The organism is Candidatus Marifrigoribacter sp. Uisw_064 (assembly GCF_047730175.1).
Lineage (GTDB): Bacteria > Bacteroidota > Bacteroidia > Flavobacteriales > Flavobacteriaceae > Marifrigoribacter.
The window spans coordinates 2167513-2178447 of record NZ_CP159833.1; the positions used below are offsets into that span (position 1 = coordinate 2167513).

Annotated in this window: 11 protein-coding genes; 3 read left to right on the forward strand and 8 right to left on the reverse strand. The window is 29.9% G+C overall.

Annotated features, from left to right (window positions below):
• The first annotated feature begins 191 nt into the window (after positions 1 to 191).
• Both ABXT64_RS09815 and ABXT64_RS09820 read left to right on the forward strand, forming a co-directional pair.
• Complete coding sequence (locus ABXT64_RS09815; protein ID WP_443632750.1) at positions 192 to 1112, forward strand: 1-aminocyclopropane-1-carboxylate deaminase/D-cysteine desulfhydrase; 921 nt, start codon at positions 192 to 194, stop codon at positions 1110 to 1112.
• Between the two features lies 1 nt (position 1113).
• The gene (locus ABXT64_RS09820) at positions 1114 to 1941 is read left to right on the forward strand and encodes a glucosaminidase domain-containing protein (protein WP_443632751.1); all 828 of its coding nucleotides are present in this window, start codon (positions 1114 to 1116) and stop codon (positions 1939 to 1941) included.
• A gap of 56 nt (positions 1942 to 1997) precedes the next feature.
• Here the strand turns inward: ABXT64_RS09820 and ABXT64_RS09825 are convergent, their stop codons facing one another.
• The 8 genes from ABXT64_RS09825 to ABXT64_RS09860 all read right to left on the reverse strand — a co-directional run bounded on the left by ABXT64_RS09825 (position 1998) and on the right by ABXT64_RS09860 (position 10529).
• Positions 1998 to 2342: a hypothetical protein gene (locus ABXT64_RS09825; protein WP_443632752.1), complete on the reverse strand. Its 345-nt coding sequence runs from the start codon at positions 2340 to 2342 to the stop codon at positions 1998 to 2000.
• Positions 2343 to 2442: 100 nt separating this feature from the next.
• Entirely contained in the window at positions 2443 to 2847 is a 405-nt protein-coding gene (locus ABXT64_RS09830; protein WP_443632753.1) for a hypothetical protein, read from the reverse strand.
• 147 nt (positions 2848 to 2994) lie between these two features.
• Positions 2995 to 4536, reverse strand: coding sequence for a fibronectin type III domain-containing protein (locus tag ABXT64_RS09835; RefSeq protein WP_443632754.1), 1542 nt, complete (start codon positions 4534 to 4536; stop codon positions 2995 to 2997).
• Between the two features lie 326 nt (positions 4537 to 4862).
• Complete coding sequence (locus ABXT64_RS09840) at positions 4863 to 6287, reverse strand: SDR family oxidoreductase (RefSeq protein WP_443632755.1); 1425 nt, start codon at positions 6285 to 6287, stop codon at positions 4863 to 4865.
• A gap of 9 nt (positions 6288 to 6296) precedes the next feature.
• Positions 6297 to 6827, reverse strand: a complete 531-nt coding sequence (locus ABXT64_RS09845) for a CIA30 family protein (protein ID WP_443632756.1) — start codon at positions 6825 to 6827, stop codon at positions 6297 to 6299.
• Positions 6828 to 6966: 139 nt separating this feature from the next.
• Positions 6967 to 7170 (reverse strand): hypothetical protein, encoded by a 204-nt coding sequence (locus tag ABXT64_RS09850; protein ID WP_443632757.1) that lies wholly within the window; start codon positions 7168 to 7170, stop codon positions 6967 to 6969.
• Positions 7171 to 7622: 452 nt separating this feature from the next.
• Positions 7623 to 9314: a lysine--tRNA ligase gene (lysS, locus tag ABXT64_RS09855; RefSeq protein WP_443632758.1), complete on the reverse strand. Its 1692-nt coding sequence runs from the start codon at positions 9312 to 9314 to the stop codon at positions 7623 to 7625.
• A gap of 147 nt (positions 9315 to 9461) precedes the next feature.
• Complete coding sequence (locus tag ABXT64_RS09860) at positions 9462 to 10529, reverse strand: LuxR C-terminal-related transcriptional regulator (protein WP_443632759.1); 1068 nt, start codon at positions 10527 to 10529, stop codon at positions 9462 to 9464.
• Between the two features lie 108 nt (positions 10530 to 10637).
• On the opposite strand from ABXT64_RS09860, the gene ABXT64_RS09865 reads away from it, so the two are divergent.
• On the forward strand, positions 10638 to 10796 hold the full coding sequence (locus ABXT64_RS09865; protein WP_443632760.1) for a YqaE/Pmp3 family membrane protein: 159 nt from the start codon (positions 10638 to 10640) through the stop codon (positions 10794 to 10796).
• Positions 10797 to 10935 lie beyond the last annotated feature (139 nt).

The window sequence follows — 10935 nt, forward strand, 5'->3', positions numbered from 1 at the left end:
TAATACTACAAATAATTAATTATTTAGCAGCCTAAAAGTATATAATTTCGACAATATGTATTAAAATTTAACTTTTATGATTTATATCCTTAAAATTAAAAATGTCGTTATAATTATAAATTGTTGACGATAATTAATTATGTATCTAAAATAATTGTTATAATTACATATTCTTTAAAAAATAACCTGTTTTGTTCAATAAATTGCAACATGCTGAAAATCAAGAAATAGATTTGTCTTTGTTTTCTGTTTCAAATGGAACTTTAACTTTACGTAGAGAAGATTTAATTCATCCATTTATTTCAGGTAATAAATTTAGAAAGTTAAAATATAATCTTCTAAAGGCTAAAGATGAAAATCAATCAATATTGCTAACATTTGGAGGTGCTTTTTCAAATCATATAGCAGCGGTTGCTTATGCGGGAAAAATTTCAAATATCAAGACTATAGGTGTTATTAGAGGGGAAGAATTACAATCAAAAATTAATGAGAATCCGACCTTGTCTTTTGCACAATCTTGTGGAATGACATTTCATTTTATATCAAGAAGTAGGTATAGAACTAAAAATGATTCCTTTTTTTTAGATGAATTGCATCAACTTTTTGGTAATTTTTATTTAATACCAGAAGGCGGCACCAATGAATATGCAGTAAAAGGTTGTGAAGAAATAATATCTTCTAAAGATATAGCATATGATTTTATTTGCTCTGCTGTAGGTACAGGAGGAACTTTAGCAGGGATTGTTAGGTCATCAAATTCTAGTCAAAAAGTAATAGGGTTTTCAGCACTAAAAGGAATTTTTTTAACTTCAGAAATTAAAAAATATACTTCAAAAGAAAATTATACCATTACAGATGAATATTGTTTTGGAGGCTATGCTAAAATAGATGTGCAATTAATTCGTTTCATTAATGAATTCAATGAAAAGACTGGAATTCTTCTGGATCCAATTTATACAGGTAAAATGATGTATGGCATTATTGATATGTTGAAAAGGAAAAAATTCAAAGAAAATTCACGTATTTTAGCCATTCATACTGGTGGATTACAAGGAATTTCAGGTATGAATGACTTATTAAAAAGAAAAAATTTACCCCAAATAATTATATAATATGTATTTAAGAAACATTTTATTTTTACTCCTATGTGCTTTTCTATTTGGAAGTTGTAAATCTAAAAAAGAAGTAGTTACCTATAAGAAAAGAGTAAAGAAGGAACGAGTTGTTATTTCTGATAAAAAAGAAGAAATAGTAGAAGAACCAGAAGAGGTTCTGCTTAAAAAGAAAGAAGTTTCAAAAAACGCAACGTATGCAGAAATTGTGGAAACCTATATTGATAATTATAAAGATATAGCTATGCAAGAAATGATTTCGCATGAAATTCCCGCTAGTATTACTTTGGCGCAAGGTATTCTTGAAAGTGGAGCAGGTAGAGCTAATTTAACAAAGAAATCTAATAATCATTTTGGTATTAAATGCCATAAAGGTTGGACAGGAGAACGAGTATATCATGATGATGATGAGTCACAGGAATGTTTTAGAAAATATAAGAATCCAGATAATTCATTTATAGATCACTCCTTGTTTTTAACGCAAAGAAGTCGATATAAAGATTTATTCACTTTTAAATTAGATGATTATAAATCTTGGGCAAAAGGGCTTCGTAAAGCAGGTTATGCTACAGATCCAAAATATCCGTCTAAGTTAATTAGTATAATTGAACGCTATGAGTTATTTAAATTTGATGAACAAGTTTCAGGGAAAAACCCTAAGAAAAAGAAAAAAGAGAAGGTAGCTAAAAGAAACTCGTATGTTGTTAAGAAAGGAGATACTTTATATAGTATTTCTAAGCGTTTTAATATAACCGTAAAAGAATTAAAAAGTAAAAATAGACTTAGATCTAATGAAATATCAATAGGTCAATCACTTTCCATAAAATAAAACACATAAAAAAACCATCTAATTTAGATGGTTTTTTTATATGTTTTAAACTAATATTACAGCTTACTTAACCATTTTTTGTATTGTTCGTCAGTTAAATATTTTTTTACTGTAGCTTTAAAAGTTGCGTCAATGTTCTTCTTATTAGATACAACAGTTGCATCAGTTGCACTTTTTCCGTTTACTTGCTTTCTGTAATTCACTTCTTTTTGAACAAAAGCTCTAAACAGTGTGCGTTGTTGATCACCACTTAGCCCTAATTCTGCAGATAATTCAGCTACTTGAGTTTTAGCTACAACTTCTGCTTTTTGTTCATTTTGTTTTAAGCCTTGCGCATTTGTGCTTTGTACACTAAAGATCATTACTAGTGCGAATACAACTATAGTTAATAGGTTTTTCATTTTAATAGATTTTTTATTTTAAGGTTACTAAAGTAATTATTTTATAATGATAAATTACAATAATTAAGCCAAAATTCAAATTTCTATTAATTTAACTGTTTTACTTATGCTTTTTACTTCTCGATTTATTTCTGTTTTTATTTTGCATGTTTGTTTCCCATTTATCAAACTGTTCTTTGGTTAATATAGATTTAAGCTCTTTTTTTTCTTCAATTCTATGATCTAATATTTCTTTTCTTTTTTCAAAAGATACTCCTTCTTTGTGCTCTTCTTTCTTTTCTTTTCTTTTAATCGTTTTATTTAACATAAGCGAATAAACTCTTTTCTCTTGCTGCTCAGTAAGGTCTAATTGCAAGGCCATTTTTTTAGTTCTTAATTCTGCAATTTGTTCGGGAGTGTAGTCCATGTTTTTACCATTTCTATGGTGTTTCCCTTCATCGTTTCCTGGTTGTGCTTGCAAACTAAAAGTAAGTAAGGCAAGACAGATAATTAATACATCTTTCATGATAATTGATTTTAAAATTAATATGGGTTTGACTTAAGATTACTCCCTAGGTTTAATTACAAAATAATAAACTCATGTTAATTAATTTTTGAATAAAAAAAACCGCTCAAAAGAGCGGTTTCTATATTTACTATTATATGTTAACTATTATAGTGAGTCTAAGTATTCGAATAATAAGGTTTTCCCTTCTTCATGAAGAATAGTTCTCCCTAATAAAGGCATACTAAAACCAAAAGTTGTACTATTAAAACGACTCTTTATTTCTTCTACGTTGCTTGTGATACCCGCATCCTCTATGGGAGTTTCAAACCTGTAATCTGTAAATAAAAAGGGAGGTACTTCACCACCTGGGCTGTGACAATGCGCACATTGCACATCTAAATATGCCCTTCCTCTATCAGATAAACTTAAACTAGTGTCCTCCCAGTTTGGAAGTATTGAAACTTCTGATGAACTTTGAATTCCATCTAATAATCCAATTTCAATAAAATAATCTAACTGATTTTGTCCTGTAAAAGATGGAACTAAATTCATGTTTCTTAATTTAGCACCAATTATAATAATTTCCTGATCGTATGAATGATGACACTGTATGCATTGATCAGCATTTGGAATTTCATAATTTAAACTTACTGTTGTTCCAGTTTCATTAATGAAATCAAAAGGTACAATACCACCACTATTGTCTAATACAGCTTCTGTTTGTGAATCATTCCAAACATAATTACCTAATAACCATTCTCCATTAATTTTAATTACAACTCTTGTTTCAATAATTTTAAGATCGTCAGCTACTCCATTTGTTTCATCTAAATCATAATAAAATGTTTTAGACATGATTGTATTATTTGGAAAATCAGGCAACAAATCATCGTTGTGATTCATTGTTTGACAATTAGGTAATCTTATAAGGCGTTGCTTTTTAGAGTAATCTGTATAAAGAGAGGTGTTTAATTCGTATGGTTGAACTCCATCGGCAGGAGCTATATCGCCAAGATTTCCTTGAAATATACCCATTTCTGAAAGCGTTGGCTTAAACTCTAGTGGAGTTCCTAAAAAAGTACACGTAATTGTATTGCTTATTTCAGATTCATTTCCTTCAGCATCTAAAGCGGTAACATACACACTATATTGGTTATAATCTATCAGGCTAGAAACATCTGTACTTGTTTCTGAAACATTTTCTTGAGTTAATAAACCATCTACATAAACATTATAACCTGTAACACCTTCGTTGTCTGATGACATTTCCCAAGAAGTTGACCATTTGTCTGTTGTACTATTTGTTATGACAAAGTTTTGAGGGCTTGTTGGTGGTTCTGTGTCAATTAATATGGTTGATATATTAATTGTATTACTTGAATTAGATATATTTCCAGAATCATCAAAGGCTCTAACATAAATACTATAAGCTGTATCAGGAAGTAAACTTGAAATAGTTGTTGTTGTTTCTGAAATATTATCTAATACAATATCATCATTTAAAAACACTCTGTAGCCTTCTACATTTTGATTATCAGTTGAAGCATTCCAAGAAATTTGAATAGTGGTTTCCCCTATTGATGATGCAGTAAGATTTAAAGGGGAAGTAGGGCTTTGCGTATCTGTTACATTTGAATCATCATCACTTCCACATGAAGTAATGATTAACATAGAAGCGCAAAAAAGGATTCCAAATATTTTTTTCATAGTTATTTTTTTTATAAAAATAGTAATTAAAGTTTACATAGTAAAAAAGAGTTAGTTATTCATATTTACTTTAAATAAAAAAGGGACTACATTGCTTTAATTTCTTTTAACTTTATACCTTAAAAACTTTAATACTATTCTAAAGTTTCAATAGAATTATTAGGGGTATATATACCATTTATTGAACCTTCCATTCGTATGTAATTTACGTATTTTGAAAATCCACGATGCAATCCTTCGCTGCCGAATTATTTATCATTCATGTACTTTATTTTTTGGATATTATATTTTTTTTCCTTGTTCTTAAATTAAACTATAAGGCTCTTTTAATCTTTATATCCTGTTATTTTTTTTAGCATTCCATTAAAAATAGCTCCATGAAAAGGAAAAACGATATACCAATATAGCCTTCCAAGTAATCCTAAAGGTCTGAATGTAGCTGTTTGTATAAGTTCACCAGATTCGATTCTAAACTCTAACCAAGCTTCGCCTGGTAATTTCATTTCAGCAAATAAGAGTAATCGACCTTCGTTTTTGTTTGCATACAATACCCTCCAAAAATCTAAAGCATCTCCTACATCTATAGAGTTAGGACTGGTACGACCTCTTCTAAGTCCAACGCCACCTACTAATTTATCAATAAATCCTCTAAATTTCCATAACCAATCTCCAGAATACCAACCAGTTCGTCCACCAATACTCCATATTTTTTCAATACAATCTTCCCTGTCTTTAAAAGCCATTTTTCGCTGATCCTTAAAACATCCAAATGTTGGAATTTGAATAAAATCAGAAATATGACTACTTATTCCACTACTGGCATATGCGTCCTTCCAACTAGAAACAATTTCGTTGTTTTCAATTTTAGCAAAAGCCTTGGCTAAAGATTCTTTATAACTTAATGGAGTTACATCCAAAATGTAGTTTAATTCTGTACTGCGGCAAATAACTTCAACTTTCATGCTATTTACTAGCGCTACCGCTAATATGTACGATGTTGATGTTACAAAATATAACCAATACGAAGATAGGCGAGGAGTCATTACAGGAATTGTGTATATTTTCCGGTTTAATTTTCTCAATCGACTAAACGCTAGAAGCATTTCTTTATATGATAAAATATCTGGTCCACCGATGTCAAAATCTCTGTTATAGGTTTTAGGATTTAAAATCGACTTAGAAAGAAAAGCAATTACATCTGATATACCAATAGGCTGGCATCGGGTATTTAGCCATTTTGGAGTTACCATAATGGGTAGTTTTTCGACTAAATCTCTAATGATTTCAAAGGAAGCACTCCCAGATCCAATGATAATTCCAGCCCTTAACGATGTAAAATTATAAGTTCCTTTGTTAAGTTCTAATTCTACCGTTTTTCTTGAAGCAAGATGCTTGGATAATTCAGTTTCATTAATAATACCACTCAAATAAACAACATGTTGCACTTGGGTTTTATTTATTGCATTTCTGAAATTAATTGCAGATTCTTGTTCTAGTACCTGATAATCAGATGATGCAGACATTGAATGTACTAAATAATAGGTGCCATCAATATCTTTTGGAATAGCATCAAGGGAATCTTTGTCTAAAAGATCAATTTGTATTGTGGTGATTTTTGACCTTATAGATGATGGAGGATTAAACCTATCGATGTCTCTAACACAACAAACCACATCATGCCCTTCTTCGACCAAAAGAGGAAGAAGTCTTTTTCCTATATATCCAGTTGCACCAGTTAGTAATATTTTCATCTTTTTAACTTATTTCAATTCTATTTTATCGATTATTAGTTGGAAGCTTTCATTTTTTTTATTTCCAATTAAAAATACAATTTCTTCTATAGAATCATGTGAGAAATTTGGGCTATTAAGTTTCCTTCCTCTAAAAGAAGGATACATTTCTTTTAAAGGTATTTCTATTTCTTGCCATAGTCCAGAAGTCGAGAATATCTTTATATAGGAGTAGTAATTTCTTGAATTATCTTTTATTCTTAATTGATAATTTTTACCATCTCCTTTTATCTTTAAGTAGATTTTATTTTGATCAGTTACTTTTAAAGCTTTAAAAACATGGCGTACTGAAGAAAACCCACCGTTATTTTCTACTGAAATTACTCCGGAAAATACTCCAAAGCCATCTTCATTTAAAGTTATATTACTGGATGATCTCCCACCCATCACTATATCGTCTACTATTCTCCAACTATATATATTGGAATTTTTATTAAAATTGAAAATTTTAATTGTATTGATCGGAATGTTAATTAATAAAAGTAAAAATAAGAAATTCATAACTATAGGTTGTTTGATAAAATACAAATATAGTTAAACAAAATATATTTTTCTTTTTTATGATTGTATTATCATAAAACAATAAACATAAAAAAAGGATTTACCCTTAAATAAATCCTTTATACCTTAGTAATTACACTCAATAATTGTTAATTCTAAGAAATAAGGATTTAAAATGCATTGCGCTGCGTTGAATAACGAGTAAATTAGACTTTGTTTTTTTATCAATGTTATCGCAAAGTGTATCTTCAAGACTAGCTAAGATTAAAGTGATGGGTGTACGAAATTCATGCGCTACATTGTCTAAATGATAATCATTTGTCTTTATTGATTTCTCACTCATGAATTTCTCAATTGGTTATAAAATTAATTTTGTTAGATTTTAATTGGATAGCAATGACTTTTATTTTTTCCTTCCCTTAAGGATCAATGAACTACCGTTAGTCTTATAATTAATATGTAATAATATGGGAAGATAATCGCTCATACAATAGTTGTAAATACTTGAAAAAGATAACTGTATTAATATAAGTGAATGACAGGAAGTGTTTAAAAAAAATGTTATTTATAATACAGCCTTGGGATTTTAAGAATTTGAGCAATGTTTTAATGCTCCAGCTTCATCTGTAGAAAGAATTCAATAATTGATCTTAGGTATTATTATCATTTATAGTATTCGGTAAAACTTGAAAGGGCTATCTGCTACCATATAAAAAATTAAAAAAGGAATCACATTGCTGTAATTCCTTTTTATAATTATAAGATTCTGAACCAAGTTCAGAATGACAAGTAGTTTTATAATGCTTCAACAAACAAGCCCTCATCTGTTTTGTTCACTTTTGCTAAACCATTTTTTGTTAAGCCTTTAATGGCCTTGTCCCATTTTTTATTACTTAAATCTACTTGTGTTTTTAGGGCAACCAAATCGATTGGAGAATTATCTTTTAGAATATTAAAAACAATCTTTTCATCATCACTCATGGCAACCTGCTTTGTTTCAGGTTTCATTTGAGGGAAAAACAACACTTCTTGTATCGATTCATTATCTGTTAAAAACATCATAAAGCGATCCATTCCAATTCCCATACCAGAAGTTGGAGGCATTCCATATTCTAAGGAACGTAAGAAGTCATTGTCAATAAATTCGGTTGCTTCATCATCACCACGCCCAGCAAGTTCTACTTGAGCTTCAAAACGTTCTCGTTGGTCAATAGGATCATTTAGTTCAGAATATGCATTTGCTAATTCTTTACCGCAAATCATTAATTCAAAACGCTCTGTTAAATCAGGATTAGTACGATGTTCTTTTGTTAAAGGACTCATTTCTTTTGGATAATCAGTAATGAAGGTTGGTTGTATATAATTCCCTTCACATTTTTCTCCAAAAATCTCATCGATCAATTTTCCTTTACCCATAGATTCATCCACTTCAAGTCCCATCTCTATAGCAGCTTTTCGAATTTCTTCTTCTGTTTTACCAGAAATGTCAAATCCTGTAAAATGCTTTATTGAATCGGTCATAGTTACTCTCGCATAGGGAGCTTTAAAATCGATTTCATTTCCTGCAAAAACTGTTTTTGAACTACCATTTACTGCTAAAGCACAATGCTCTAGAAGTTTCTCGGTAAAGTCCATCATCCAGTTATAATCCTTATAAGCCACATAAATTTCCATCATGGTGAACTCTGGATTATGTGTGCGATCCATTCCTTCATTTCTAAAGGTTTTAGCAAATTCAAAGACACCATCAAAACCACCTACAATTAATTTTTTTAGATATAATTCGCAAGCAATTCTCAAATACATGGGAACGTCTAATGAATTATGATGCGTTATAAAGGGTCTTGCTGCTGCTCCTCCCGGTATTGGTTGAAGTATTGGTGTTTCTACTTCGTAATACCCTGCGTCCGTAAAAAATGAGCGCATGGCATTAAAAAGTTTGGTTCTTTTTACAAAGGTTTCTTTTACTTTAGGATTTACGACCAAATCAACATAACGTTGGCGGTATCTTAATTCAGGATCATTAAACTCATCGTATACATTTCCTTCAGCATCCGTTTTAGGTAATGGTAAGGGTCTTAATGTTTTTGATAATAAAATAAAATCTTTTACTAACACGGTCATTTCACCTACTTGTGTAGTAAATAGTGTTCCTTCAATCCCAACAAAATCACCGAGGTCGATTAATTTTTTAAAAACATCATTGTATAATGTTTTATCATCACCTAGACAGATTTCATCTCTATTAAAATATACTTGGATACGCCCTTCACTGTCTTGTATTTCAGCAAAAGAAGCTTTTCCTTGTACCTTTTTTCGCATTAATCTACCTGCAATTACCACCTTTTTACCTTCTTCAAAATTCTGTTTAATTACTGTAGAAGTATGATCCACTGGGTATAATTCTGGTGGATATGGGTTAATACCTAAGGCTCTTAGTTGAGAGAGTTTTTCTCTTCGAACTTGTTCTTGTTCAGATAATTGCATGGATACTATTTTTAAAAGTCTGCCTTTTTAGCAAACAGGCACAAAATTATACTATTTGAAAAGAAAAAAAAGAGATTCAGTGAATTAATTAGCTAGCCTATTGATTTTGTGCTTTTCTAATTAAAATAATCATTTCTATTTAAAATATTACTTACTGAACAGTGACTTAACTTCGTCTCTAGAAGTCACTTTTAACTTCTTATAAAAGTTATTAATGTGTGTTTTCACCGTACTAACGCTGACAAAAATATCTGAAGCAATTTCTTTATTAGTTTTATCTTGTAGAATTAAGTCCAATATTTTTTTTTCCTGACTAGTCAACTTGTCTTTTAAATCTGGAGAATTGCTTTTTGCTTGTTTAAGTTTCTTTGCTAAAAAAATATTACCTAGTAAAGAAAGGAATAATAAAACTATAAAAGCAAAATACAAAGGGCTTGTGTTTTTTTCTTTTTCTGAATCTGGATTTATCAAATACTTATCTGATTGCAATTCTTTTGTAAACTGATCTGTATAATTTGTATCTGGATATGTTTTGTTTAACCGATTTAATAAACGATCATAATATTTATTTTCATTTAAATCCTTTAAATAATAGGAGTGAAGGTCATTGGTTCTATCTGAAAGAAAAGAATAAATATACAATTCGGCTAAAGGTTCATTTAATTCCTCTCCATACAATTGTAAGGTTTTAAACCATTTTTCTGAATTTATTTTTCGGTTGGCTTCACTGCGATAACTACCAAAAGCAAATTGCATATCGTTCTTTAAGGAATCAATTTTTGTAAACGCTTGTGCTTTTTCATTCGCTGAAACTACCGTACAAAACATTTCAGAATCAAATGAAAACGGAAGCGATATGGTATCTTTATTATTGGCTACAAAGATAATTTCTTTGCTATTAGGACAATGTCCAGTAAAATGTGTTGCATCTTTTTCTGTTTCAGAACAGGTGTCAACATGGATTCTATAAATTCTATTCTCTACATGAAGATTATCACCACTAAACTCAAAAAAGCCATCCTCATCGGGCAAGGTTTTGCTAATAATTTGTTCAGGATACACTCCCGATATTTTTCTGTAATCTTCAATAATTGAAAGGTACACCTCTCCTTCCCAATTTTGTTTGTCGACATACCCAGAAAAATGAAACTGAGCCATTAAAAACATAGGCGAAAAAAGTAGAAGTAAGCATGTAATCTTTTGAAAGCGCTTCATAGGTTATAAATAATAATTCAAATATATAGATTTTCGTTTAATCGTAACATAATAAGAATTTATACGACCCATATGTAGTTTTTAAATTATCTTTATAAAATATATATTATGAGCATTTGGAGAGTCTTACTTTCAATTTTATTTCCGCCTTTAGCAGTTCTTGATAAAGGATGCGGTTCCATTATAATCGTTTTAATTTTAACTGTTTGTGGTTGGATTCCGGGTGTTATTGCAGCACTTATTATTATTAATAATCCAAAAAATTAATAAAGATGATTAAAAACCTATCTTTTCTAGTAACCTTTTCTATACCTCTAATTCATTGTCTATTTACAGAAATTTTGCAGTTAAATTGAACGCCATAATTTCAATGAAACAGTTTTTGGGTTAAGAGAAAGATAGTATT

Excerpts from the sequence above, each read along its gene's own strand:
- ABXT64_RS09850 (WP_443632757.1), bottom strand. The coding sequence starts at position 7,170 with ATGAGTGAGAAATCAATAAAGACAAATGATTATCATTTAGACAATGTA.
- ABXT64_RS09825 (WP_443632752.1), bottom strand. The coding sequence starts at position 2,342 with ATGAAAAACCTATTAACTATAGTTGTATTCGCACTAGTAATGATCTTT.
- lysS (WP_443632758.1), bottom strand. The coding sequence starts at position 9,314 with ATGCAATTATCTGAACAAGAACAAGTTCGAAGAGAAAAACTCTCTCAA.
- ABXT64_RS09835 (WP_443632754.1), bottom strand. The coding sequence starts at position 4,536 with ATGAAAAAAATATTTGGAATCCTTTTTTGCGCTTCTATGTTAATCATT.
- ABXT64_RS09860 (WP_443632759.1), bottom strand. The coding sequence starts at position 10,529 with ATGAAGCGCTTTCAAAAGATTACATGCTTACTTCTACTTTTTTCGCCT.
- ABXT64_RS09830 (WP_443632753.1), bottom strand. The coding sequence starts at position 2,847 with ATGAAAGATGTATTAATTATCTGTCTTGCCTTACTTACTTTTAGTTTG.
- ABXT64_RS09845 (WP_443632756.1), bottom strand. The coding sequence starts at position 6,827 with ATGAATTTCTTATTTTTACTTTTATTAATTAACATTCCGATCAATACA.
- ABXT64_RS09865 (WP_443632760.1), top strand. The coding sequence starts at position 10,638 with ATGAGCATTTGGAGAGTCTTACTTTCAATTTTATTTCCGCCTTTAGCA.
- ABXT64_RS09820 (WP_443632751.1), top strand. The coding sequence starts at position 1,114 with ATGTATTTAAGAAACATTTTATTTTTACTCCTATGTGCTTTTCTATTT.
- ABXT64_RS09840 (WP_443632755.1), bottom strand. The coding sequence starts at position 6,287 with ATGAAAATATTACTAACTGGTGCAACTGGATATATAGGAAAAAGACTT.